Origin of the sequence: Micromonospora taraxaci (assembly GCF_007830095.1) — a bacterium.
Lineage (GTDB): Bacteria > Actinomycetota > Actinomycetes > Mycobacteriales > Micromonosporaceae > Micromonospora > Micromonospora taraxaci.
In genome coordinates this window covers 2,083,899-2,108,491 of the sequence record NZ_VIWZ01000001.1, presented here as the reverse complement: position 1 = coordinate 2,108,491, position 24,593 = coordinate 2,083,899, and the positions used below count along the sequence as shown (strand labels likewise).

25 protein-coding genes are annotated in these 24,593 nt (G+C 72.0%); 9 read left to right on the top strand and 16 right to left on the bottom strand.

Annotation, left to right across the window (positions count from 1 at the left end; translation table 11 throughout):
• Positions 1-17: 17 nt before the first annotated feature.
• Together FHU34_RS10025 and FHU34_RS10020 are read right to left on the bottom strand one after the other, a co-directional pair.
• Positions 18-530 carry a nuclear transport factor 2 family protein gene (locus tag FHU34_RS10025; RefSeq protein WP_145779697.1) on the bottom strand — a complete coding sequence of 171 codons (513 nt, stop codon included), beginning with the start codon at positions 528-530 and terminating at the stop codon, positions 18-20.
• A gap of 181 nt (positions 531-711) precedes the next feature.
• The gene (locus tag FHU34_RS10020) at positions 712-2,322 is read right to left on the bottom strand and encodes a glycosyl hydrolase family 18 protein (RefSeq protein WP_145779696.1); all 1,611 of its coding nucleotides are present in this window, start codon (positions 2,320-2,322) and stop codon (positions 712-714) included.
• A gap of 157 nt (positions 2,323-2,479) precedes the next feature.
• Between FHU34_RS10020 and FHU34_RS10015 the strand changes: the two genes are divergently transcribed.
• Positions 2,480-2,968: a glutathione peroxidase gene (locus tag FHU34_RS10015; RefSeq protein WP_145779695.1), complete on the top strand. Its 489-nt coding sequence runs from the start codon at positions 2,480-2,482 to the stop codon at positions 2,966-2,968.
• Between the two features lie 246 nt (positions 2,969-3,214).
• On the top strand, positions 3,215-3,889 hold the full coding sequence (locus FHU34_RS10010) for an NADPH-dependent F420 reductase (protein ID WP_145779694.1): 675 nt from the start codon (positions 3,215-3,217) through the stop codon (positions 3,887-3,889).
• A 28-nt stretch (positions 3,890-3,917) separates the two neighbouring features.
• Here the strand turns inward: FHU34_RS10010 and FHU34_RS10005 are convergent, their stop codons facing one another.
• Positions 3,918-5,519, bottom strand: a complete 1,602-nt coding sequence (locus tag FHU34_RS10005) for a glycosyltransferase 87 family protein (RefSeq protein ID WP_145779693.1) — start codon at positions 5,517-5,519, stop codon at positions 3,918-3,920.
• Between the two features lie 155 nt (positions 5,520-5,674).
• Here FHU34_RS10005 and FHU34_RS10000 point away from each other — a divergent pair, with 155 nt between their 5' ends.
• The 3 genes from FHU34_RS10000 (at position 5,675) to FHU34_RS09990 (ending at position 7,573) form a co-directional block, all read left to right on the top strand.
• Entirely contained in the window at positions 5,675-5,881 is a 207-nt protein-coding gene (locus FHU34_RS10000) for a class I SAM-dependent methyltransferase (protein WP_145779692.1), read from the top strand.
• Between the two features lie 148 nt (positions 5,882-6,029).
• A complete protein-coding gene (locus tag FHU34_RS09995) occupies positions 6,030-6,899 on the top strand; it encodes a DUF4397 domain-containing protein (protein ID WP_145779691.1) in 870 nt (289 codons plus the stop codon).
• Positions 6,896-7,573 (top strand): class F sortase, encoded by a 678-nt coding sequence (locus FHU34_RS09990; RefSeq protein WP_244311603.1) that lies wholly within the window; start codon positions 6,896-6,898, stop codon positions 7,571-7,573. The genes FHU34_RS09995 and FHU34_RS09990 overlap by 4 nt, the downstream gene beginning before the upstream one ends.
• A 176-nt stretch (positions 7,574-7,749) precedes the next feature.
• Here the strand turns inward: FHU34_RS09990 and FHU34_RS09985 are convergent, their stop codons facing one another.
• From FHU34_RS09985 to FHU34_RS09965, 5 genes are all read right to left on the bottom strand, one after another.
• Positions 7,750-8,100 carry a DUF2203 domain-containing protein gene (locus tag FHU34_RS09985; protein ID WP_145779690.1) on the bottom strand — a complete coding sequence of 117 codons (351 nt, stop codon included), beginning with the start codon at positions 8,098-8,100 and terminating at the stop codon, positions 7,750-7,752.
• Positions 8,101-8,201: 101 nt separating this feature from the next.
• Positions 8,202-9,020 carry a pyrroline-5-carboxylate reductase gene (proC, locus tag FHU34_RS09980; protein ID WP_145779689.1) on the bottom strand — a complete coding sequence of 273 codons (819 nt, stop codon included), beginning with the start codon at positions 9,018-9,020 and terminating at the stop codon, positions 8,202-8,204.
• Positions 9,021-9,091: 71 nt separating this feature from the next.
• On the bottom strand, positions 9,092-10,120 hold the full coding sequence (locus tag FHU34_RS09975) for a 6-phosphofructokinase (RefSeq protein WP_145779688.1): 1,029 nt from the start codon (positions 10,118-10,120) through the stop codon (positions 9,092-9,094).
• Positions 10,121-10,279: 159 nt separating this feature from the next.
• Positions 10,280-10,783, bottom strand: coding sequence for a pyridoxamine 5'-phosphate oxidase family protein (locus tag FHU34_RS09970; RefSeq protein WP_145779687.1), 504 nt, complete (start codon positions 10,781-10,783; stop codon positions 10,280-10,282).
• Positions 10,784-10,861: 78 nt separating this feature from the next.
• Positions 10,862-11,359 (bottom strand): polyadenylate-specific 3'-exoribonuclease AS, encoded by a 498-nt coding sequence (locus FHU34_RS09965; protein WP_145785522.1) that lies wholly within the window; start codon positions 11,357-11,359, stop codon positions 10,862-10,864.
• A 219-nt stretch (positions 11,360-11,578) separates the two neighbouring features.
• Between FHU34_RS09965 and FHU34_RS09960 the strand changes: the two genes are divergently transcribed.
• Positions 11,579-12,271 (top strand): Crp/Fnr family transcriptional regulator, encoded by a 693-nt coding sequence (locus FHU34_RS09960; protein ID WP_088988366.1) that lies wholly within the window; start codon positions 11,579-11,581, stop codon positions 12,269-12,271.
• Positions 12,272-12,345: 74 nt separating this feature from the next.
• Here the strand turns inward: FHU34_RS09960 and FHU34_RS09955 are convergent, their stop codons facing one another.
• The gene (locus tag FHU34_RS09955) at positions 12,346-12,543 is read right to left on the bottom strand and encodes a hypothetical protein (RefSeq protein ID WP_088949427.1); all 198 of its coding nucleotides are present in this window, start codon (positions 12,541-12,543) and stop codon (positions 12,346-12,348) included.
• A gap of 153 nt (positions 12,544-12,696) precedes the next feature.
• On the opposite strand from FHU34_RS09955, the gene FHU34_RS09950 reads away from it, so the two are divergent.
• Positions 12,697-16,233 carry an adenylate/guanylate cyclase domain-containing protein gene (locus FHU34_RS09950; RefSeq protein ID WP_145779686.1) on the top strand — a complete coding sequence of 1,179 codons (3,537 nt, stop codon included), beginning with the start codon at positions 12,697-12,699 and terminating at the stop codon, positions 16,231-16,233.
• 32 nt (positions 16,234-16,265) lie between these two features.
• On the opposite strand, the gene FHU34_RS09945 is transcribed toward FHU34_RS09950, so the two are convergent.
• The 3 genes from FHU34_RS09945 to FHU34_RS09940 form a co-directional block, all read right to left on the bottom strand.
• Complete coding sequence (locus FHU34_RS09945; RefSeq protein ID WP_145779685.1) at positions 16,266-16,946, bottom strand: lysophospholipid acyltransferase family protein; 681 nt, start codon at positions 16,944-16,946, stop codon at positions 16,266-16,268.
• 393 nt (positions 16,947-17,339) lie between these two features.
• Positions 17,340-17,474, bottom strand: coding sequence for a hypothetical protein (locus FHU34_RS34005; RefSeq protein WP_280116476.1), 135 nt, complete (start codon positions 17,472-17,474; stop codon positions 17,340-17,342).
• Positions 17,467-17,856, bottom strand: coding sequence for a hypothetical protein (locus FHU34_RS09940; protein ID WP_145779684.1), 390 nt, complete (start codon positions 17,854-17,856; stop codon positions 17,467-17,469). The genes FHU34_RS34005 and FHU34_RS09940 overlap by 8 nt, the downstream gene beginning before the upstream one ends.
• A 199-nt stretch (positions 17,857-18,055) precedes the next feature.
• On the opposite strand from FHU34_RS09940, the gene FHU34_RS09935 reads away from it, so the two are divergent.
• A complete protein-coding gene (locus FHU34_RS09935) occupies positions 18,056-18,901 on the top strand; it encodes a DUF308 domain-containing protein (RefSeq protein WP_145779683.1) in 846 nt (281 codons plus the stop codon).
• 158 nt (positions 18,902-19,059) lie between these two features.
• Complete coding sequence (locus tag FHU34_RS09930) at positions 19,060-20,556, top strand: alpha,alpha-trehalose-phosphate synthase (UDP-forming) (RefSeq protein ID WP_167524789.1); 1,497 nt, start codon at positions 19,060-19,062, stop codon at positions 20,554-20,556.
• 17 nt (positions 20,557-20,573) lie between these two features.
• On the opposite strand, the gene FHU34_RS09925 is transcribed toward FHU34_RS09930, so the two are convergent.
• The 4 genes from FHU34_RS09925 to FHU34_RS09910 form a co-directional block, all read right to left on the bottom strand.
• Entirely contained in the window at positions 20,574-21,368 is a 795-nt protein-coding gene (locus FHU34_RS09925) for an alpha/beta hydrolase (RefSeq protein ID WP_145785521.1), read from the bottom strand.
• Between the two features lie 14 nt (positions 21,369-21,382).
• Positions 21,383-22,789 (bottom strand): flavin-containing monooxygenase, encoded by a 1,407-nt coding sequence (locus FHU34_RS09920; RefSeq protein WP_145779681.1) that lies wholly within the window; start codon positions 22,787-22,789, stop codon positions 21,383-21,385.
• A 115-nt stretch (positions 22,790-22,904) separates the two neighbouring features.
• Positions 22,905-23,597: an endonuclease/exonuclease/phosphatase family protein gene (locus tag FHU34_RS09915; RefSeq protein WP_145779680.1), complete on the bottom strand. Its 693-nt coding sequence runs from the start codon at positions 23,595-23,597 to the stop codon at positions 22,905-22,907.
• Positions 23,598-23,609: 12 nt separating this feature from the next.
• The gene (locus FHU34_RS09910) at positions 23,610-24,557 is read right to left on the bottom strand and encodes an ROK family glucokinase (protein ID WP_145779679.1); all 948 of its coding nucleotides are present in this window, start codon (positions 24,555-24,557) and stop codon (positions 23,610-23,612) included.
• Positions 24,558-24,593 lie beyond the last annotated feature (36 nt).

Genomic DNA, 24,593 nt, shown 5'->3' with positions numbered 1-24,593 from the left:
AATCCGCCGGGCGCTGGTCAGGACGGGGGCGTGAGGACGGCACCGCCCGGCGTCGGGCTGGCGACCGACGTCCCGCCCGGAGCCTCCCCGGCGATGCACCAGTCGCCGCCGTCCCGGGTGACGGTGAACACCAGCGGCCGGGCGACGGTGCGCTTGCCGGAGGTGACCGAGACCGACACGCTGACCTCCTGCCCGAACGGACCGGACCGGATGTCGGTGATGGCCGCCTCGGGCACCTGGAAGTGGTCGGCGAAGTCACCGTTGGGTCCGGTGGCACCGAGGTCGAAGCCGTCGTGCAGGAGAGCGCAGAGCTGGCTCCGACCGGCGGCGACGTCCTTCGCGGTCATCGCGTCGAGGTACGCCTGCACGCGCTCGCGGGAGCGGGCGGCGGCCTCCTCGGCCGGGGCTCGCGCCGGTTTGGTGGCGGGCTCCTCCTCGGCGTCACCGCCGATGCCACAGCCGCCCAGGACGATGGGTGCCAGCACCAGCCCGGCGGCGGTCGCCGCCAGCCTGCGGTGGGTCGAGCGCATGACCACCTCCGTCGACGGTGCCATCGGGACCTGCCGAGCCGGGAGTCTGCCATATCGAGCCGGGTCGGCCCAACGACGGCGGCCCGGCCGACGCTGGGCGTCGTCCGGGCCGTCAGGTCACGGGCGGGGAGGGACGGTGCGGGCCCCTCCCCGCCGTGTGGGTGGTGCGTCGGCCCTCGGCTCAGCCGAGGCCGCCCTTGATGGCGCCGATGAGCTCGCCATTGGTGGTGTCACCGGAGAGCTCCCAGAAGAACGCGCCACCGAGGCCCTGGTTGTTCGCGTACGTCATCTTGCCGTTGATGGTCGACGGGGTGTCGTAGCTCCACCAGTTGCTGCCGCACTTGGCGTACGCGGTGCCGGCGATCGTGCCGGTGGCCGGGCAGGTGTTCTTGAGGACCTTGTAGTCCTCGATGCCCGCCTCGTAGGTGCCCGGAGCCGCGCCGGTGGCGCTGCCGCCGGGTGTGGCCTGGGTGACGCCGGTCCAGCCACGGCCGTAGAAGCCGATGCCGAGCAGCAGCTTGTTGGCCGGGACGCCCTTGCTCTTGAGCTTCTGGATCGCGGCGTCGGAGTTGAAGCCCTGCTGCGGGATGCCGGTGTACGAGGTCAGCGGCGAGTGCGGGGCCGTCGGCCCCTGCGCGGCGAAGGCCCCGAAGTAGTCGTAGGTCATCGGCATCAGCCAGTTGAGGTTGCCGATCGCGCCGGCGTAGTCGGTGGCGTCGATCTTGCCGCCGTTGCTGCCGTCCGCGGTGATGGCGGCGGTGACCAGGGCGCTGGACCCGAACTTCGACCGGAGGGCGCTGATCACGTTCTTGAACGCGTTCGGGCCGCTGCTGTCACAGGTCAGACCGCAGGCGTTGGGGTACTCCCAGTCGACGTCGATGCCGTCGAAGACGTCCGCCCAGCGCGGGTCCTCGACCAGGTTGTAGCAGCTCTCGGCGAAGGCGGCCGGGTTCTGCGCGGCCTGGGTGAAGCCGCCGGACCAGGTCCAACCGCCGAACGACCAGATCACCTTGAGGTGCGGGTTCATCTGCTTGAGCTTGCGCAGCTGGTTGAAGCTGCCGCGCAGCGGCTGGTCCCAGGTGTCGGCGACGCCGTCCACGCTGTCCGCGGCCGTGTACGCCTTCTCGTAGTCGGCGTAGCTGTCACCGATGGAGCAGCGACCGCCGGTGGTGTTGCCGAAGGCGTACAGGATGTGGGTCAGCTTGGCGGCCGAGCCGCTGGTCTGGATGTTCTTGACGTGGTAGTTGCGCCCGTAGACGCCCCACTCGGCGAAGTAGCCGACGACCTTCTTGCCGCCGGTGTTCGGCGGCGGCGTGGTCGGCGGGGTCGTGGTCGGTGGGGTGGTGGTGGGCGGCGTCGTGGTCGGCGGCGTGGTGGTGGGCGGGGTGGTGCCGCCGCCGCACGCCGCGCCGTTGACGGTGCAGTTCAGCGGCGCCTTGTAGGCGCCGGTGCCGTTGTAGCCCCAGCTGAACGAGGCGCCCGGGGCGATGCCGCCGGCCCAGCTCTTCTTGACCGCGACGTAGTGGTTGCCGCTGCTGGTGACGTCGGCGTCCCAGGCGCTGCTGATGGTGGTGCCCGACGGTAGGTCGAATTCGATGCGCCAGGTGCTGATAGCGGCACTCGATCCGTTGGTGACGGTCACCCTCGTCTCGTGACCGGTCCCCCAGTCCTGCGCCTTGGTGAAGGTGGTGGTGACCGTGCCGGCGCCGAACGCGGTGGTCACCGGCACCGCTGCGACGGTCACGGCGACCACGGCACCGGCCCAGAGGGCCCGGCGGAGCGATCTTTTCATGCGGCGTCTCCCGAACTGTTAGGAAACTTTCCAAAAGAGATGGTGAGACGGTACTCACGGCGTCATCAGTTCGTCAAGATGTCCATGTTTCGATTTCTCCTGGTGCATGGAGTGCCCGCGCCCCGGCCCTCCGGCGGTCGGCGCGTAGCCTCGCCCCATGACCGTCTTCGATACCCCGATCGATGCCCTCACCGGCGGCCCCGCAGACCTGGCCCGCTACCGCGGCAAGGCGTTGTTGGTCGTGAATGTGGCCTCCCGCTGCGGCCTCACCCCGCAGTACGCCGGCCTGCAGAAACTCGCGGAGACCTATGCCGATCGCGGCCTGGTGGTGCTCGGTGTGCCGTGCAACCAGTTCGCCGGGCAGGAGCCGGGCAGCGCCGCCGAGATCAGCGACTTCTGCCAGGTCAACTACGGGGTCACCTTCCCGCTGACCGAGAAGGTCGACGTCAACGGCCCCAACCGGCACCCCCTCTACGCCGCGCTCGTGGACACATCGGACGCCGACGGGCACACCGGGGACGTCCGGTGGAACTTCGAGAAGTTCCTGGTCGCACCGGACGGCACGGTGGCCGCCCGGTTCGCCCCGTCGGTCGAGCCCGCAGCCGAAGAACTCCGCATCGCCATCGAGAAGACCCTCCCCGCCTGACCACCCCCGAGGTGGGTTGATCAAGAGGTTCGCGTCAGAAACGGGCGAACCTCTTGATCAACACGTCGGAGCCGCCGTCGGTGACCAGCGTGAGCAGTAGGTTGGGCAGGACGGGATCGCGGGCGCGGGCAGGCCCGCCAGCTCGGCGAGACGTCGCATGCCCGGCAGTCCGCGCCGCCGGGCAACAGTGATAACCCACCGCGTCGGTGGGGAATGCGTCACGGCTGGGCGGAGTTGGGAACGAGCATGACAACTGTGGGACTGATCGGCAGCGGCAACATCGGCGGCACCGTGGCGCGGCTGGCCGTCGACGCCGGCTACGACGTGGTGCTGAGCAACTCGCGGGGTCCGGAGACCCTCACCGACCTGGTCGACAGCCTTGGCGAGCACGCCAGCGCCGGCACCGCACAGGACGCGGCGCGGGTGGGTGACCTGGTGGTGGTCAGCGTGCCGCTGAAGGCGTACCGCGCGGTGCCCGTGGAGCCACTGGCCGGCAAGGTCGTCATCGACACCAACAACTACTACCCCCAGCGCGACGGGAACTTCCCGGAGCTGGACAGCGGCGACGTCACCAGCAGCGAGTTGCTCCAGCAGCACCTGCCGGAGTCACGGGTGGTCAAGGTCTTCAACAACATCTACTTCGCGGGCCTGGCCGCGCTGGCCCGGCCGACGGGTGCAGCCGACCGCAGCGCCCTCGCCATCGCCGGTGACGACGAGGCCGCGAAGGCCGAAGTAACGGCCTTCCTCGACCGGATCGGCTACGACGCCGTCGACGCGGGCTCCCTCGCCGACGGCTGGCGCTACCAGCCCGACACCCCGGCGTACGGCACGCTCTACTCCGCCTCGCCGACCGACTGGCAGCACCCGACCCCGGGTGACGCCGACACGCTGCGCGCCGCGCTGGCCTCCGCCACCCGCTGAGCACCACCGCCGCCCGCCGGACGATCGCCTACCGGGTGGTCGCCCGGAGGGCGGCGGCGAGTTCCTCGTCGTAGCTCGCGATCGGTCGACCGTCCGAGGCGTACGCGACGAGCCGTCCCTGCGCCATGCTCGCCGAGCGGAACGAGAACGTCCGGCTCCCCGGGTACGCGTTGAGCAACGGAATGGCCCGCGGCGGCCCGCCCGGGGCGGAAAAATACTCCAGCCGGGTCACCTGCGGGGAGACCACGCCGTTGACCCGCACCTTGGTCTTCTCGGCCCGGGTGCCGAAGGTGACCGGCGCATGGGTGCCGTAGGCGGCGCATTCGACCGGGCCACGGCAGACGAAGAAGTATCGCGGGTTGACCACGTCGTCGAGGGCGTACGCCTTGAAGGTCGGATCCGCACCGGCGGGCAACGGCTGCACGGCGAAGAACGCGACCGCCACCGTGGCCGTCACGCCCACTCGCAACCAGCCCCGCGCGCCCGCCGGTCGTCGGTGCGCCCGGGAAGCGGCGACCGCGACGCCACCGAAGCCGACCAGGCACAGCAGGCCCACCCCGATCGCGCGGGCGTTCTCGAAGAGGAACTGCACCCCCGGCCGCGTCGACACCGGGCCGAGAACCGCACCCAGCGAGACGACCATGGCGGCGAGCAGCGCTCCCCCGGCCGCCCGCTGCGTGACGCCGGACGCGCCGATCAGCAGCATCGCCGCGAGCACCGGCCACACCTGGTGGTGGGTCCAGGACACCGGGGACGCGGCGACCGTGGCGCAGCCGACGAGCACCGCCGCGTGCCCGGGGCGGCCCTGTCGCGTCAACTGTCGCGCCCGCAGCAGCGCCGCCACGCAGACGAGCGCCACCAGACCGGCCCAGAGCACTGGCAACGTCGCCTCGTCCACGCCGACGCGCAGCAGCATCCCGTGCACTGACTGGTTGCCCAGCGACGCCAGGTTGCCGATCCGTGAGGTCTGCCGCACCGCCTCGGTCCAGTACGTCCAGCTCTCTGCGGGCAGCACGACCCCGGCGACCACCGCGCACGTCAGGAATGTCGCCACCGCGCGGCCCGCGTCGCGATAGCGGCCGGTGGCGAGGAAGTAGACCACGAACAACAGCGGGGTCAGCTTGATCGCCGAGGCGACCCCGACCAGCACCCCGCGCAGCCGGGGCGGGACCACGCCCATCCCGTCGAGCAGGGCCATCAACACGATGAAGATGCTCACCTGACCGAACCGCAGATTGCTCTGCACCGGCGCGGAGAGCATCAGCACCGTGGCCGCCACCGCCACGGCGAGCGGTCGCCGGGACTGCCGGGTGGTCAGCGCGACACCGACCGCCCCGGCGATGGCCACCACCGCCGCGCACGTCGCCACGAGCCAGATCCCCTGGAGTACGCCCTCACTCACGGCGGTGATCGGACCGAGCACGAGTGCGGCGAACGGCGGATAGGTGAACGGCCCACCATTGGCCGCCTCGTATTCGTACAGCGGCCGCCCAGCGTGCAGATCGGACAACGCGCCGTAGTAGATGTGCAGGTCGGAGAGCCGGTCCGCGCGGTTCAGCACGAGCACACAGGACACCAGCGCGACGACGACGAAGGTCGCCCACACCAGCGCCACCCGGCGATCCCGCATCGACCGAGGATAATCCAGCGCGGCCGCCCCCGTCGGCCCTGCCGTCGCTCACCGGCCACAGGCACCGTGGCGAGCGCGACCACGGACGTCGGCGGCGCGTCTGCCCTCGGAAGAACGGACCGGGCTGGGCGCGAGTCGGTCCCTAGCATCGACGGATGGCGAGGACGAGCGCTGCGGCGTACGACGCGCACGCGGACTGGTACGAGAATTACCTCTCCGGCGGCGGCGACTATCTCCAGCGGGTGCACGCGATCGCGGAGGACCTGCTCGGCACGGGCGAGGGACCCTGTCTCGACATCTGCTGCGGCACCGTTGCGCGCGTGCCGGACCTGTTCGCCTTCCTGGCGATCCGCGAGCGGTAGCCCGCCCGCTCCGCCCGACCGCGTAAGCCGAGGGGCGCCAGCGTGCCTCCGCAAAAACATCGACGTGGCAACTTGCGCCTCAGTCCCGTAAACGGGACCCTGTTCTCTGGGTTGCCGCCCGCTCACCGAAAGTGCTTCCGGAGGCGACATGCACACGCTCCGTACCGTGCCCCGCCGGCTGCTGGCCGGAACCGGCGCGCTCCTGCTCGGCACCGCCCTCGCTGCCACCGGCGCCCCGGTCCCGGCCGCTGCCGCCAAGGGCGCGGACACCGTCGGATACGTCCGACTCGCCCACCTCTCCCCCGACACCCCGGCCGTCGACGTCTACCTGGCCGCGCCCGGCGCCGCGAAACCGAGGGTCTTCCCCGGGGTCGGCTACGGCGTGGTCTCCGACTATCTGGAGCTGGCGCCCGGACGGTACGCGGTGGCGATGCGCGAGGCCGGCGCCCCCGCCAGCGACCCCCCGGTGCTCACCACCGAGGTCGCGGTGACCAGCGGCGACGCCTTCACGGTGGCCGGTGTCGGCCGGCACGCCGACCTCGGCCTGCGGGTGCTCAACGACGACCTCAGCGCCCCCACCGACGGCCGCGCCAAGGTGCGGGTCGTGCAGGCGTCCGTCCGGACCCCGATGCTCGACGTGGCCGCCGCCGACGGCCCGATGATCGCCGACGGCGTGCAGTTCGCGACGACGACCGACTACCAGCAGGTCGAGCCGGGCAGGTGGCGGCTGAAGCTGACCGGTGCCGGTGGCCCGAGCACCGACGCCGAGGTGCGCCTCACCGGCGGCGCGGTCTACTCACTGCTGGTGCTCGACGCGAAGCAGGGTGGGCTCACCGCCGAGCTGCGCCGCGACGCCGAGGGCGGCACCGTCGTCCCCGCCGGCGGGGTGGACACCGGCGCCGGCGGCACCGCCCGGACCGGGCTCGACGCGTACCCCCTGGTGGCCGGCGCTCTGGCCGCGGCGGCCGGGGCGGTGGCGTTGCTGCTCTGGCGTCGGCGGCGGCGCACCACCTGGTGAGCGCCGGGCCGGACCCGTCGATCCGGCGGCACCGCGACCGCCGGGTGCCGCTGGCCGCGCTGGTCGCGGCCGGCGCGGCGGTCTTCCTGGCCGCCGGCACCGGGGTCGGGCTGGCCGGCAGCGATCCGCCGCCGCCGGCGGCGAGCTGGCACCCCGGCTGCACCGACGACTGCCCGTCGACGGCCGCCGCGCCCACCCCACAGGGACCACCCACTCGGGTACGCGTACCGCGCATCGGCGTCGACTCGACGCTCACGGTGCTGGGCCTGGACCAGGCCGGGGCACTGATCCCGCCCGCCGACTTCGACGTCGCCGGCTGGTACGGCGGCGGTCCGGCACCCGGCGACACCGGCCCGGCCGTGCTCGCCGGCCACCTGGACTCGCGCCGCGGCCCGGCGGTCTTCGCCCGGCTCGGTGAGCTGCGGCCGGGCGACCGGGTGGAGGTGTGGCGCGGCGGGCAGCGGCTGGTGTTCCGGGTGACCGGCTCGCTGCGGACCCGCAAGGACCAGTTCCCGACCGCCGTGGTGTACGGCCCGACGCCCAACGCGGAGCTACGCCTGGTCACCTGCGGGGGTGCGTTCGACCGGCGGAGTGGGCACTACCGGGACAACGTCGTGGTGTTCGCGGTGGCCGAGGCCTCCGAAACGATCCCGCCGAAGCCGGCTGCGGGCTGAGCCGCACCCGGCCTCATCCGCGTCAGAGTCGGGGCGGCGGTCCGAGCCGCACCGGGCTTGATCCACTCGGGTTCGCCGATGTCGCGGTATCCCCCGCGCTCGGATACCGCGTTTTCGGCGAACCCGAGTGGATCAAGGTGCGGCGGCAGGGCGCGGCCGGGTCGGGCGGGGGTGCGTCAGAGTGGGCGGCGGCCGGCGAAGCCGCACTCGGCCCGGTGGTACCAGCGCACGTCGGAATCACCCTCGAGCCAGCACCAGAGCACCGCGCGGCCTTCGCGCTCGCCGGGGAAGTCGAGCAGCACCGGAGCGATGCCCTTGACCTGGATGTCGTGCTGGTGCAGCTCGTCGACGACGGCGTGCAGCCGAGCCTCCAGGCCCTTCACCTCGGCCAGCCCGCCGAGGGCGCTGACGCCGTGGTCGGCGAGGTCGACGCGCAGCTCGGCCAGGTCGGCCCGGACCCGGATCAACTCGTCGATGCGCGGTTGCAGCGTGGCCACCAGGTGCCGGGCCTGGGCAAGTGTGAACACCGCGCCAGTATGCGGCACGCCCGGCCCCGCGACGAGCCCCGAACGCCTAACCCCGCGCGCCCGGAACACCACATCAGCCCGCCGCCACGCGCGAAGAACGCTCAGTCGGCCTGCGCTGCCAGCTCGCGGGCCCGGTCGCGGGCGGCTTCGAGTGCGGCGAGCAGCGCGGCGCGTACCCCGTGCTTCTCCAGCTCGCGGATCGCGGAGATGGTGGTGCCAGCCGGTGAGGTGACCGCCTCGCGCAGTTTGACCGGGTGCTCGCCCGAGTCGCGCAGCATCACCGCGGAACCGATCGCGGTCTGCACGATCAGCTCGTGCGCCACCTGCCGGGGCAGCCCGAGCAGGATCCCCGCGTCGATCATGGCCTCGACCAGCAGGTAGAAGTAGGCCGGGCCGGAGCCGGAGAGTGCGGTGACCGCGTCCTGCTGCGACTCGGGCACCCGGATCGTCTGGCCGAGCGGCTTGAACATCTCCTCGGCCAACGCCAGGTGGGCGCCGGTGGCGTGCGCGCCCGCCGAGATCGCGGTCATCGCCTCGTCGACAAGCGCCGGGGTGTTGGTCATCACCCGGACCACCGGGGTGCCGTCGGGCAGCCGGCGGCTGAAGAAGCTGGTGGGGAGGCCGGCGCAGAGCGAGATGACGAGCTTGTCGGCCGGCACCTTGGGGCCGATCTCGTCGAGCAGCGCGGCGGCGTCCTGCGGCTTCACCGAGATCGCGAGCACCGCCGCCTCGTCCACCGCCGTCAGGTTGTCGACCACCCGGACGCCGTAGCGGGCGGTCAACTCCTCGGCGCGAGCTGGCCGGCGGGCGGTTGCCAGCAGCTTGTCCACGGGCCATCCCGAGCGCAGCAGCCCGGAGAGCATCAGCTCACCGATCTTGCCCGCGCCGATCACCGCGACCGTGTGCACCCCGGCTGACATCTCGGTCGTACCCCCTCGCATCGGGTCGCGGCGCGGCGGACCCGCAGGCCCGCCGCGCCGCCGACTGTCGATCAGCTGCCGAAGAACACCTCGGCCTCGGCGTACCGCTCCAGCGGCACGGTCTTCAGCTCGCGGGTGGCGTCGGCGAGCGGCACCCGGACGATGTCGGTGCTCTGCATCGCGACCATCTTGCCCCAGTCGCCGTCGTTGACGGCGTCGATGGCCTGCAGGCCCAGGCGGGTGGCGAGCACCCGGTCGAAGGCGGTCGGGGTGCCACCGCGCTGGATGTGGCCGAGCACCACGGTGCGGGCCTCCTTGCCGGTCTTGGCCTCCAGCTGCTCGGCGAGCCACTGGCCGATGCCGCCGAGGCGGACGTGACCGAACGAGTCCAGCTCCTGGTTGGCGAGGACCATCTGGCCGTCCAGCGGCTGAGCGCCCTCGGCGACGACCACGATCGGGGCGTACTGGTGCTGGAAGCGCTTCTCGACGTAGCCGGCCACCTGGTCGACGTCGAACTGCCGCTCGGGCAGCAGGATCACGTTGGCGCCGCCGGCCAGGCCGGCGTGCAGGGCGATCCAGCCGGCGTGCCGGCCCATGACCTCGACGACCAGGGTGCGGTGGTGGCTTTCCGCCGTGGTGTGCAGGCGGTCGATGGCCTCCATCGCGATGTTGACAGCGGTGTCGAAGCCGAAGGTGTAGTCGGTGGCGCCGAGGTCGTTGTCGATCGTCTTCGGGACGCCGACCACCTGCACGCCCAGCTCGTAGAGCTTGGTGGCCACACCGAGGGTGTCCTCGCCGCCGATCGCGATGAGCGCGTCCACGCCCTGCTCGGCGAGATTGTCCTTGATCCGCTCGACGCCGTTCTCGATCTTGAACGGGTTGGTGCGGGACGAGCCGAGGATGGTGCCGCCACGGGGCAGGATGCCGCGAACGTCGGCGATGCCCAACGGACGGGACAGACCCTCCAGCGGGCCCTTCCAGCCGTCCCGGAAGCCCACGAACTCGTGACCGTAGGTGGCGACACCCTTACGGACCACCGCCCGGATGACCGCATTGAGACCTGGGCAGTCGCCGCCGCCGGTGAGCACGCCGATACGCATGATCCGTCATCCTCCTGGAGCATCAGGTAAAGCCCGATATGCCCCAGGGTATGTGTCAGGTCAGACCATCGGCGCCGTTGCCGGCCCGGGGCGGGCCGTCACTGCGAACTGTAGTCGGCCCGCAGGTAAGGCGACAGCGCGCCCCGGTGGCGACCCGGCTCAGAAGGTCACCTCGTGGTTCTCGCCGGCCTTCGGTGGCCGGCCGGTGACCGCTGCCTTCGCGTAGCCGAGGAGGTTGACCACTGTGCTACCCGGCGAGTCCCAGTACTCGGCCGAGGTGGCGTGCACCTTGATCAGCGTGAGACCGGGGGTGTCCAGCCCGCCGGGGAACCAGGCCTTGAGCAACGGGTTCCACAACCGCTCGGCCCGAGCCCGGTCGAACCCCTCGGTGGCGGTCCCCGAGATCGACACCCAGGCGTGGTGCTTCTGGTCGGAGAAGGCGACGTTGACCTCCGGGTTCACCCGGAGTTGGCGGACCTTGGCCGAGTCGGCGTAGGCGAAGAACCAGAGGTCGCCGTCGAACTCGACCTCCTGGAGCCCCATCGGCCGACTCACCTGCCGACCGTCCAGCGCGATCGTGGTGAGCATGCAGATCCGGGCGGCCCGAGCCAGCTCGGTGATCCGGACGCGGGACTCTGCGGCGCTGGTCGGCTCGTTGCTCATGGCACTCTCCTCCGCTTCGGTTCGCCGAACCGATGCCCGGGACAGAACCGGTCAAACCTACGGCGGTACGACCGGCGGTCAGCGGGCCGTCATCGCCCGCCAGCGGGCCAGGTTGTGCCGGGCGTCGACCAGAGCGTCGTGCCGGGCCGCGTCCGCGTCCGGCAGGGTCGGCCGCCCACTGTCGTCCCAGAGCTGCCGCAGCTCCTTGGTGTAGCGAGGGATCTCCCGGGGCAGCGCCGGCATCGCACCCCAGAGCTGGGCGAGCACCACGTGGTCGTACGCGGCGTACCAGGCCCACAGCTCCAACTGCTCCCCCGGCCGGTCCCGGATCGGCTCGACCAGGAAGTCGTACAGGTCGTCGCGGATGCGCTCACGCGACCGCCAGGCCCGGTCCGCCGGGGAGGGCAGCTTGTCCAGCACGTTGCGTCGGACCCAGGGCACGGCGCGGGAGTCGTCGAACTCGGTGGAGACCGCGTAGAACTCGCGGCCGTACTCGTCGACGACACCGATCGAGACGAGGTCGACGGTGGTGCCGTCCTCGATGAACTCGCAGTCGTAGAAATAGCGGTAGACCATTCCGGGCATCTTCGCCCACCGCCGCGCGACAGTTCCCGGCGGGGTCCAGCTCGCGACGGTCACGGAAAAGCTTCGAGGGGTGTACAGCAAGCGACCGGACCGTCATGATCTGATGTGTACCGCTACCGGACGCCGAATCGGTGTCAGTTCACCTTGTCAGGGCCATCAGGTTCACCCGGTGAGCGAGTTTGTGGTCCATGACCGGGGAGGGGTTGGGCCGTGGAGATGCGCCTTCCGGAGCCGGGTGACGCGCTCACGGGTGTCGAGATGTTCGCCGGGTTGGAGCCCGAGGTACGGCAGCGTGTCATCGCCGCCGCCGTTCCGCGCACCTACCGCAAGGGCCAGTTGCTCTTCGTGGAGAACGACCCGGGCGAGTCACTGATCGTGCTGCGCCGCGGCGCGGTGGCGGTCTTTCGCACCGCACCGACCGGCGAGCGGGCCGTGTTGTCGGTGATCCGACCACCCGACGTGCTCGGCGAGGTCTCCCTGCTGGACGCGTCGACCCGGTCCGCGTCGGCCGAGGCCATCGAGGACTGTGCGGCGCTCGCACTGTCCAGGGGCGCGTTCATGGAGCTGGTGCACTCCAACCCTCGCATCCTGGACGCGGTGATGCGCTCGCTGGGTGGGCTGATCCGTCGGCTCACCGAGCAGAACGCCGACCATGTCTTCCTCGACCTACCCGGTCGGGTGGCCAAGACGCTGGTCCGGTTGGCCGGTGAGAGCCAGGCACCGATGATCACGATCGAGCTCAACCAGAGTCAGTTGGCCGAGATGGCCGGGGGTTCCCGACAAAGCGTCAACCAGGCGATCGGCTCGTTCGCCAGCCGCGGCTGGCTGCGTACCGAGGGGCGTCGGATCGTGGTGACCGACGTGGCCGCGCTGCGCCGTCGCGCCGGCATGAGCGACCGCTGACACCACTGACACACGCGAAACGGCCGGGCCGCCCGTGGGCGACCCGGCCGTTCGTATCCGTCACCGGTGTGGGGTCACACCCCGGAGCTGCCCGGCCCGGCCCACTTGTCCGGGCCCTTGCCGTCGCCGCCCGGGCCGTGCGACTGCTCGCTGACGATGCCCTCGGCCTGGAGCGTGGCGAGCGTGGCCGCGTCGACGTCCACCGAGTCGCCTGCGGAGTGGCTGACCCCGTTGCCGTCGGTCCAGTCGCTCTCCAGCTTGACGTACACCATTGACCTGTCCCCCTCTGGTCGCTGCTCGATATCTGGCCGCCTGAATCTAGTCGCTCTGGTCCCTTGGTGGACTGTCCACAAGCCAACAGGCCGGTACCTGACAGCGGCGGACGAGAGCGATAATTCCCGGCAGGGGACGCCACCGGCGTCGACCTGTTCGCCTCTGGGGGAGGTGTCATCGCCGCGCAGTGTGGACGCTGTGGACGCACGGCCGCCGACGGAGACCGTTTCTGCGGTGGCTGCGGCGCCGAGCTGGGGGCTGTGTGCCCACACTGTCTGCGCCCACTGGCCTCGGACGTCACGTTCTGCACGTCGTGCGGGTCGCCGCGACCGGGCGCCGAACGACCGGCCCCGGTCCATCCGCAGGAGGACCGCCGCCGGGTGAGCGTGCTCTTCGTGGACCTGATCGACTTCACGCCGTACGTCGAGCGCGCCGACCCCGAGCAGGTCCGGGGCATGCAGACCGGCTTCTTCTCCGCCGCCCGCCGGGTGGTCGGTCAGTACGGCGGGGTGGTCGAGAAGTACATCGGGGACGCGGTGATGGCGCTCTTCGGTGCCCCGATCGCCACCGAGACCGACGCGTTGCGCTGCGTACGGGCGGGTCTCGAACTGCAACGGGTGCTCACCCGGTTCGCGCCGACCGGCAGCACCGAGTTGCGGTTCCGGGTCGGGGTCGCCACCGGCGAGGCACTGGTGGACGTTGCCGCCGCTCGCGACGGTGGGCAGGCGATCGTTGCCGGCGACGTGGTGAACACCGCCTCCAGGATGCAGTCCGTCGCGCCACCCGGCGGCGTGCTGGTCTGTGGCACCACCCACGCGCTCACCAAGGACGCGATCCGCTACGAGGAACAGCCCCCGGTCACCCTGCGCGGCCGGTCGTCGCCGACCGAGGTGTGGTTGGCGCTCTCTCCCCTGCGTCGCCAGCCCACCGACCGGGAGCCGGACACCACACCGTTGGTGGACCGGGAACACGAGCTGGGCATGCTCGTCAACGCGTTGCACAGGTCGCTGCGCGACCGTCGACCGCAGGTGGTGACGATCTTCGGCCGGGCCGGCATCGGCAAGAGCCGGCTGCTGCGGGAGCTCTACCGGCACACCGGCCGGCTGGTCGACGAGCCGCTGACCTGGCGGACCGGCCGCTGCCCGCCGTTCGGCGAGAACGTCACCTTCGCGGCGCTCGCCGACATCGTCAAGTCCGAGGCGGGCATCCTCGACACCGACCCGGCGGGCAGCGCCGCGCAGCGGCTGGCCGCCGCAGTGAGCGAGCTGATCGGCCCGGGCGAACGGGACCGGGTGGTGGACGCGTTGCGCCCGCTGGTCGGGCTGCCCGGCACTCCGCTGCCGGCCGAGGAGGCGGAGTCGGCATGGCGTCGCTTCCTGCTGGCGCTGGCCACCCGACGACCCACGGTGCTGGTCTTCGAGGACCTGCACTGGGCCGACGACGCGATGCTGCGCTTCGTGGAGCTGCTCGGAGCGGCAGCCCGCGACGTGCCGCTGCTGCTGCTCTGCACCGCACGTCCGGAGCTGGTCGACCGGGACCCGAGCTGGGCCGGGACGATCACCGGCTCGGTGACCATCACCCTGCCGCCCCTGCGCGACACCGGCATCGCGGCCCTGTACGCGCACCTGTTCGGCCAGGCGGCGTTCTCCGCCGACATGCTGAGCCCGTTGATCGAGGTGGCCGGCGGCAACCCGCTCTACGCGCACGAGTACGTCCGGATGCTGATCGAGCAGGGGGCGCTGCGCCAGTCCGGGCGGGGGTGGTCGCTGGACAAGCACCTTGAGCTGACCATGCCGGAGAGCGTGCACGCGGTCATCGCCAACCGGGTGGACCTGCTGGACGCCAAGGACCGCGCGGTGCTGCTGGCCGCGTCCGTCGTCGGGGTGCAGTTCTGGCCCGGCGCGGTCGCCGCCGCGCTCGGTCAGCCGGTCGAGTCGGTCGAACGTTCGCTGCGCCGACTGGAACAGCGCGACTTTGTGCACGAGCAGTCGGCGTCGACGATGGCCGGGCAGGCGGAGTTCCGGTTCCGCCACGTGCTGGTCCGCGACGTCTGCTACCAGCGGTTACCGCGTACCGAGCGGGTGGCCCGGCACGAGCGGGCCGCCGACTGGCTCGACGCGCTGTCGCACTCCCGCGACACCGACCTGGCCGAGGTGCTCGCCCACCACCGCTGGGCGGCCCACGAGATCGCCCGCTCGCTGGGCATGGAGGTGCGGCGCTACGCCGGGCCGGCGCGGCAGGCGCTGCACCGGGCGGCCCGCCGGGCGTACGCGCTGCACGGGCTGGACGCGGCGGCCAGCCACGCGGGCCGGGCTCTCGGCCTGGCCGACGACGACGACCCGGTGGGTCGGCTCCAGTTGGAGTTGTTGAGCACCGAGATCTCGTTCTACCGGGACGGCAACGCGTTCCTGTCCGGGGGTGGGGCGGAGCAGGTGCACACGCTCGCCGACCGGTTGCTGTCGCACGGCGACGACGCCTGCGCCGCCCGGGCGTGGACGCTGCTCGGCCAGGCCGCCTGGCTACGCGCCGACCGTGGTGACGCGTTGGCCTGCCTGGACCGCGCGGTGCACCTGTTCGAGCCGTTGCCGGACAGTCCGCAGAAGGCGGACGCGTACGCGGAGATGGGCCGGTTGCACATGCTCAACTACGAGCGGGACCCGGCCGTGGCGGCGGCGGACACGGCGGCGGAGATCGCCGAGCGGTTGGGCCTGACCGAGACCCGTACCAACGCGCGGATCACCGCGGCCACGGCCCGTTACCAGTCCGGGGACCGGGTGGGCCTGGACGAGTTGCACGCGATCGTCGAGTTCGCCCGGGCCGGTCAACTGCTGGCCTTGCCCCGGGCCACCCAGAACCTCGCCTACGCGATCCGCGAGGAGGGCGACTGGCTACGGTCCAACGCCCTGCTCTCGGCCGCGCCGGCACGGACCGCCAGCGGTCAGACCCTGACCACCAGCTATTCGGCCGAGGCGATGCGTGCCTGGTTCGACGGTGACTTCGGTCGGCTGCTCACGGCGGCGGAGGCGTTCGTGGACACGCCCACCGGCAGTTGGGACATGCAGGTGCGTGGGTTGCGCTGCTGTCTGCTGGTGTTGCGCGACGACGACGATCCGGACGACCTGGCCGACGCGCTGGACACTGCGCGGCGCAGCGGGTTCCACCGGCTGCACTGGACGATGCTGAGCATGGCCGCGTTGTGCCGGGCGTTGCAGGGGCGCGCGGCCGAGGCGGCGGAGCTGATCGAGGAACTGGACCGGTGCTGGTCGGCGGTGCCGGCGCTGGCCAGCGGGGAGTGGATCGCCGCCGCCGCGTACGCCGCGGCTCTGAGCGGTCGGGACGCGGCGGTGCGGGTCCGCACGATGCTCGGCCGGGTCGGGCATCGCACGCCCTGGTCGGAGGCGGCGTTGCGGACCGTGACGGCGGCCCTGGCGGCGGCGGACGGCGACCACCAACGCTCCGCCGAGCTGCACCTGGCCGCCGCCGAGACCTACGGGCGGGTCCCGGACGTGAGCGACCGGGTGCTGGCGTTGGCGTTCGCGGCGGCGGAGCTGACCCGGGCCGGCGATCCGGCGGGCGCACGGGAGACCCTCGCCGAGGTACGCGTCTTCGCGTTGCGCAACGACGCCCCCGGCCTGCTCGCGCTGGCCGGGCGCCCGATCACCCCGACCGGGCCGGCGGTCGCGTGTTGAGCCGCCGCACGCGGCCCAACGGCTGAGCCGCCTCAGGCGGCGACTGGCGTCTTGAGCTTCTGCGCGTAGATGTCGACGTACTCGCGGCCGGAGAGCTCCATCAACTCGTACATGACCTCGTCGGTGACCGCGCGCTCGACGAACCGGTCGCCGGCCAGGCCGGCGTAGCGGGAGAAGTCCAGCGGCGCCCCGAAGCGGACCCGCACCTGGCCGACCCGCGGGAGGAGCCTGCCGGGCGGCTGGAGTTCGTCGGCGTTGAGCATCGCCACCGGCACCACCACCGCGCCGCTCTCCAGGGCCAGCCGCGCCACACCGGTCTTGCCCCGGTAGAGCCGCCCGTCCGGGGAGCGGGTGCCCTCGGGGTAGATGCCGGCCACTCCCTGGGCGCGCAGCACCCGCAACTGGGTGTCCAGGGCGGCGCGGGCGGCCTGACCGCCGGAGCGGTCTACGGGGATCGTGCCGGTGCCGACGAAGAACATCTTCATCAACCGACCCTTGATCCCCTTGCCGGTGAAGTACTCCGCCTTGGCCACGAAGGTGACCCTCCGCGAGACGATCAACGGGATGAAGATCGAGTCGAAGAAGGAGAGATGGTTGCTCGCCAGGATCACCGGGCCGGTCGCTGGTACGTGGTCCAGCCCCTCCACCCGTGGGCGGAAGATCAGCTTGAGCAGCGGACCGAGGAGCACGTACTTCAACAGCCAGTAGAGCACCGGCGTCCTTTCCCGTGGTGTGCCCGCGACAACGCCAGCCGGCGTCGCCGACGAGCCTACGAAGCGCGCGCTCTCACCACAACGGACGAAGCTGCGGGCTGACGCACCGACCGGTCCGAGGCCAGGCGCGTGTCCGGCCTCACGACCACATTCGACATCCGTCGAGCACGGCCCGCCGTCAGGCGTCCGGCTGCTTCGGTCTCGCAGAGTGCCGTCGTCGTCGGATCACCGCAGCGAGTTCACGCAGGATGACAACGGGAGGCCCGACGCTGGCGAGCACCGCGACCCAGGCACGCCAGCCTCCCTCCCTCACGATGTCGGGCAACAGGATCACGGTGAAGAGGAGCATGAGACCCCACACCGACAGCCTTCGCCCCGAGTTGCCCGACGTCGTCACACCGCGTTGGCGGCGGCCGCCGGGGTGGCCAGCAGGTACACCGGCGGCAGGGCCACCAGCGCCGCCCGCCACCGCCGACTCCGCGGATTCCCGGTCCATCCCGCCCTCTCGATGCGCGGCGCGCTACTCACCCCGCCGTTCCTTCCACTGTAGGTACTCGCGGTACAGCCCCTCCTCCCGCCGTCGCATGCGTCGGTGCAGCACCCGGGAGACGACGAGGAGCACGGCGCCGCCGCCCAGCATCAGGTAGCCCAGCGCCCGGTCGCCGGGGATCTTCGGAGCGGTGCTGAACAGCAACCCCAGCAGGGCCGAGCCCAGGCCCAGGTAGAGCGCGATCCCCGGCGGCGTCTGCCGGTATTCGAGGTGCTGACGCTGCGCGAAGGTCTGAAGGTGCGGTGGGATGTCCAGTTCCTCGTGCTCACCAGCAGCCACGTGCGCCTCTCCGTTCCCGGTCGGTGGCAGGTCGGCAGGGCGGCGCTCGGCGTGGCGGGTCGCCTTGGCGTCAACGATCACCGAGATCGCACGTCTCGCGCAAGAACGGACAAAGGACCCCCGCCGCGACCTGCGGCGGTAGCCGTGACTTTGGAAGACGCGACACAACGCACTCCCGGAACCATGCCCTGACGTGTCACGATTCAGAGCACGGCGTGCGGACCGGGCGTCGAGGGGCAGGGGTGGCCGCGCCGGAAGGCGCGTTAAGGGGGATGTCCGGGTGTCAGCGGGTGGGGCCCGCCGGGGACGGCGGGACAACGGGCTCGACGCGAACGAGTACGCCATCGTCGGCGACGTCGATCCGCGCGTCGGTGAGCACCTGCTCGACGTGCTGGCAGCCGGCGGGATCGCCGCCTACCTGCAGCCCTCCGCCGACCTCAACCCGGTCACCCGCACCACCACCGTTCCGGCCCGGCCGGTCGACCGGCTCTACGTCGACCGTTCGCATCTGACCACCGCACGGGACTACCTGACCCAGCTCTCCGACGAGAGCGCTCCGGAGCAGCCGCCCGCCCGGGACGAACCGGACATCGACGCCGAGTGGGCACGGATCGTGGCCGGCTTCCACACCACCTCGTCGACGGACGACCACCCGTGGCCGGCTTCGGAGAACGTCGAGGAACGGGACGAGCCGACGGCCGGTCCGCTGGCCCGATCCGGTGCCGACGAGCCTGGTCCGACCGCCACCGATGTCCGCCGACTGCCGTCCGCGACCGACATCTCGGGGATCTCCGTCGGTCGTGGCGCTCGGCCGGACGAGCCGTCGCTGCTGGACGGGCTGGACACCTTCGGCGCCGACCTGCCCGACGACGAGGACGACGACGAGGGTTACCACCCGCCGCCACCGCCACCGTTGCCGCGGATCAGCAAGTACGCGGTGGTCGGCGTGCTCGGCGTGGTCATCGGGTTCGCGCTCTTCCTCTTCCCGTGGCTGCTCCCGGTGGACAGGTCGGCGGTCACCCTGTTCGGTTTCACCGGCATCCTGGCCGGTTTCGTCACGCTGATCTGGCGGTTGCGCCCCGGCGACGAGGACGAAGACGACCCGGACAACGGCGCCGTCGTCTGATCGGGGCCCGCATTCCGGGACGGCACCGTCCCGCCGATGCCGTAACAGTGGTGTAACTTACTGTCAGTAGGAATACCGCTGTACGTCACTTCCCCCGCTGACTGACCGGTTTTCCCTTGCTCGTGGCGGTCAGTCCTCTGCTGATCGGAATGCCCGAGATGCGACAGAGTTCCCTCGTGCTGGTGGCCAACCGCCTCCCCATCGACGACAGTCAGGCCCCCGACGGGGCCTGCGAGTGGCGGCGCAGCCCGGGTGGGCTGGTCAGCGCGCTACACCCGCTCCTGCGACACACCCCGGCGACCTGGGTCGGCTGGGCCGGCGGCACCGGGCCCGCCCCCACCCTGCCGGACGTGGACGGCGTCCGGATGCACACCGTCGCGCTCAGCGCGGAAGATCTCCGCGACCACTACGAAGGGTTCGCCAACGCCACCCTGTGGCCGCTCTACCACGACTCGGTGGAGCAGCCGGAGCACCACCGTCGGTGGTGGGAGGCGTATCAGCGGGTCAACCAGCGTTTCGCGGAGGCGACCGCCCAGGTGGCCGAGCCGGGCGCGGTGGTCTGGGTGCAGGATTACCACCTGCAATTGGTCCCCGGCCAGCTCCGCGCGCTCCGCCCCGACCTGCGCATCGGGTTCTTCCTGCACGTGCCGTTCCCGCCGCCGGAGCTGTTCATGCAGCTCCCCCGCCGGGCCGAGCTGCTGCGCGGCATGCTCGGCGCCGACCTGGTCGGTTTCCAGCGTGCCCAGGCGGCGCACAATTTCGCCCAACTGGTGACCCGGGTGCTGGAGCTGCCGGCCACCGACCGGCGGATCGGCATCGACGACCGGGTCGTCCGCATCGGCGCGTTCCCGGTCTCCATCGACACCGCCGAGATGTCCGCGCTCGCCGCCCGACCGGACGTGGCGGCCCGCGCCCGCCGGCTCCGGCAGGACCTCGGCGACCCACGGCAGGTCATCCTCAGCGTCGACCGGATGGACTACACCAAGGGCATCGAGCAGCGCCTCAAGGCGTACAGCGAACTGCTCGCCACCGGCGACGTCAAGGTCCGCGACACCGTGCTGGTGCAGGTCGCCATGCCGAGCCGGGAACGCGTCGGCCAGTACCAGATCCTGCGGGAGCGCATCGAGCGCGAGGTGGGCCGGATCAACGGCGAGTTCGGGCGGGTCGGCGAACCGGCGATCCACTACCTCACCCAGCCCTTCGACCGGGCCGAGCTGGCCGCCCTCTACCGGGTCGCCGACGTGATGGCGGTGACCCCGCTGCGGGACGGGATGAACCTGGTCGCCAAGGAGTACGTGGCCGCCCGGGTGGACGACGACGGCGCGCTGCTGCTCAGCGAGTTCGCCGGCACCGCCGCCGAGCTGTCCCAGGCGTACCTGGTCAACCCGCACGACCTGGAAGGGCTCAAACAGGGTCTGCGCGCGGCGCTACGGGCCAGCCCGGACGACGTCACCCAGCGGATGCGGGCCATGCGCGCCCACCTGCAGCAGCACGACATCCGGGCCTGGGCCCGCTCCTACCTGCGTGCCCTGGACGAGGGCGGCACCCTGGTCAGCCGCCTGTCCAGCACCGACGGCAGCCCCGAGGACGGCGCGCGGGTGCCCCGACCCGCCACCCCCGCCGGCAGTCCGGCCGCCCAGCAGGCCAGCGGCTGACCGCCGATCCGGTGGCCTCAGTGCGCCGCCGGCTCCTTCTCCAACCAGTCCAGGATCGCGTCGATCGGCTCCGCCCACCGCGCGTCCAGCATCAGGTCGTGGCCCATGCCGGGGAAGAGCAGCGGGGCCGAACCGTACTGGCGGGCCACCCGCGTCAGCGTCGACGCCGGCACCACCCGGTCGTCCGGGCTGCCCAACACCAGCACCGGCGGCGCACCCACAGCAGGCTCGGGCTCCGGCTGCCCCAACAGCGCCCACTGCGCCCGACGGCTGGCCCGACCGAGCCGTCCGACGTGCCGTCGGGCCTCCTCGTCCGGCAACTCGCGGCTGAACAACTGCCCCCGGTTGAGCCGCAACGGCCCGCCGAACACCGCCGGCACCGTGCCCGCCGGGTTACGACGCAGCGCCGCACCCAGCACTCCCCAACCGCCGAAGACGGGCGCCACCAACACCGCGCCCCGCGCCGGGTAGCGGGCCAACGCGTGCGCCACCACCAGCGCCCCGGCGCCGTGCCCCACCAGCACCGTCTGCCGTGGCAGGCTCGCGGCCACCTGGACCACGTCATGGGTGTACGCCCGCAGCGTCGCCTCCGGCGCCGGCTCGCTGGCCCCGTGCCCCCGCAGGCTCACCGCGTACGCCGGGAAGCCCCGCGACGCCGCGTGACCCAGCCAGTGTTCGGCGAACGCCCACGCGCCGTGCCCGAAACCGGGCACGAAGAGTAGCGGCGGACGCCCCTCCTCGTGCTCGGGAAGGGCGCTGAGCACCTCACGCCGCACCGGCCGGACCGGACGTGACCACTCCCGGCCCCGCATGATCCGCAGCTCGGTCACTTGCCCTCCAGGTCGACTAGGGCGCGCTGGACGGCGCGCAGGTAGTCGGCGTGACCGACCTCGAACCAGTGCCGGCTGCTCTCCTTGACCTTCCCGGAGTAGCGCTCCCCGGCCCGCTCCCGCACCCGCTGGGCGAACGCCGCCGCCCGCTCCGGTCGGTCCCGGCGGGCCTGGAGCAGGCGGGCGAAGAGCACCGTCTGCCAGTGCGACAGGGTGAACAACCCGGAGTCGGGCTGCACCAGGCCGGCGACCGCCAGCGTCGGGTGCCCCGGGGTGAAGGCGTTGAGCCACAGGGTGGGCCGACCCGCCCCCGCGCTGTCGCCGAACACCGACGCGTCGAGGAACTCGAAGCGCGGCAGGTAACCGGTGGCGAAGACGACCACCTCGGGGTCGATCTCGCGGCCGTCGGCCAACTCCACGGCGTACGGGTGGAACCGGGCGATGTCCGGCACCGGGCCGATCCCGCCGTGGCCCACGTAGTAGACGAGCTGGCTGTTGGCGATGGGGTGCGTCTCGTACACCCGGTGGTCGGGTTTCGGCAGGCCGAAGCGGGTGAGGTCGCCGACGGTCAGCCGCAGCGTCCAGTGGTAGAGCCACTGCCGGACCCGCAGCGGCACACGCAGCGCCAGCAGGCTGTCGTTCACCTGGTCGGCGGGGCGGCCCAACACGAACTTCGGCGCGTACCAGTAGCCGCGTCGGGTGGAGTGCCAGCAGCGCGACGCCTGCTGGGCGGCCTCGACGGCGATGTCACAACCGGTGTTGCCGGCGCCGACCACCAGCACCCGCTTGCCGCGCAACTGCGCGGGGTCCTTGTAGGACGAGGCGTGCATGATCTCGCCGCGGAACTCCTCCAGCCCCTCGTAACGGGGCAGCTTCGGCGACCAGTTGTGCCCGTTGGCGATCACCACGGCGGCGTACCGGGAGGTGCGCTCCGGGCCGTACCCGCCGGTGGAGCGGGTGGTCACGTCCCACCGCTCCCCCGGGGCGGGCTCGACCCGGACGACCTCGGTGCCGAACCAGATGTGCGAGCGCAGGTCGAAGTGGTCGGCGTACCGCTCGAAGTAGGACAGCAGCTGACTGTGGTGCGGGTAGTCCGGCCAGGAGTCCGGCATCGGGAAGTCCGGGAACTGGGTGAACGGCTTCGACGAGATCAGGTGGGTGCTGGCGTACACCGGGCTGCGGTCGTGCCGCCAGTTCCAGGCGCCGCCGACGCCGGTCTCCCGCTCGTAACAGTCGACGCCGAAGCCGTGCTCGCGCAGGTTCTTGATGGCCGTCAGGCCGCTGGCCCCGGCCCCGATGACGCAGACCGTGTCGCCCCGGTCGGAGACCGGGCGACCGTCGCTGTTCAGCGCGGACGGGGTCGCCTCCGGATCGGGCCGGCCGTGGTCGGTGGAGGTGGACACCGAAACATCTCCTTTTGGTACGGCAGGCGTGCCGGTCGCCGCGAAATCCTCTCCACAACGACGCCGGATGTCCAGTCCTACCGTGCGGACATCGGCGGGCGAGCCGACGCCGGGGTCAGTCGGTGCCGGGCAGCAGCAGGTCGACCAGGACCGGGAAGTGGTCGGAGGCGCGCCGGGTCTGCGGCGTGTCCACCACGTCGTAGTCGACGACGGTGATCCGCGGGTCGACGAAGAGCGCGTCGATGCGTCGGCGCGGCTCGTGGCAGGAGTAGGTGAGCCGGTCCGCCCGGTCGGCCGCCACCGCGACATCGGTCAGCCCCTGGGACACGGTCGCCCAGGCCGGCCCGTCCGGACCCTCGTTGAGGTCCGCGCCGGCCAGCACCGGGCTGGTCGCCGCGTCGAGACCCCGCTTGAACTCGACGGCTTGCGCGGGCCGCTCGGCCGGGTCGGTGGACAGGTGCGAGCCGGCGACTGTGAACCGGGCGCCGGCCACCCGGCAGTCGGCGTACGCGGCGCCGCGCAGGTGCCGGCCGGGGGTCAGCGGGAAGCGCTGGCACCGGGTGTCCCGCACCTGGACCCGCAGGCTGGTCAACAGCAGGTTGCCCAACGCCGGCAGGCCGCCGGCGGCCACCACCAGGCCGAACGACTCGGCCAACGTGGCGGATTTCTGCCGCCACCGGAACCGGCGTGGCCCCTCCTGCACGATCACCACGTCCGGCTTCGCCGACCGGACCACCGCCGCCAGCGCGGCGGTGTCGTCGCGCTGGCTGTGGATGTTGTACGACACCACCCGCAGCGGTACGCCCATCGGTGGACCGCCTCAGATCCGGCGGGCCAGGTCGGCGGCGCCGATCACGCCCGCGCTGTTGCCCAGCTCCGCCGGGAGCACCTCGGCCACCGGCAGGCGACCACGCTGGGCGAGCGCGTCGACGTACGAGCGGCGCGTCGGGCCGAGCAGCAGGTCACCGGCGTCGATCACGCCGCCGCCGACCACCAGGGTCTGCGGGTCGAGGATCTGCGCCATGTCGGCGAGGCTGGTGCCCAGCCACCGGCCGATCTGCGCGAACGCCTCGGCGGAGATCGGGTCGCCGTCCTGCGCGGCGGCGGTCACCATCGGACCGGTGATCGCCTCGGCCTCACCGCCGGCCAGCTCCAGCAGCGCGGCTGCCCGGTTGGGCTCCTGCCGGGCGCCGGCTCGGGCGAAGCGGACGAGAGCGCTGCCGCTGGCGTACTGCTCGATGCAGCCCAGCCGGCCGCATCCGCACTGGTGTCCGTCCGGCACGGCCAGCATGTGGCCCAGTTCGGCGGCGATGCCGTGCGCGCCGCGCATCAGTTCGCCACCGAGGACGACGCCGCCGCCCACGCCAGTGCCGATGGTGAACATGATCATGGAGTCGTCGGCAGCGCGGGCCGCGCCGTACCGGAACTCGGCCCAGGCGGCCACGTTCCCGTCGTTCTCCACGATCACCGGCAGCCCGATGGCCTTGCCGACGTACTCGCGCAGCGGTTCGTCACGCCAGGCGAGGTTGGGGGCGAAGAGCACTGTCGACCGACTGGCGTCGATCCAGCCGGCCGCGCCGATGCCGACGGCCTCGATCGTCCGACCGGCGGCCAGCTCCCCGACCAGCTCGATGATGACGTCGCGGGTCTTGCCGACGTCGTCGGCGGGAGTGTCCCGTCGGGTCTGCACGAGGACCGTGCCGGTCTCGTCCACGACACCGCCGGCCACCTTCGTGCCACCGACGTCGACTCCGATGGTCAGCGTCACCGCTGCCGCCCCCCTCTGCTGCTGTCCGGCCCGCGC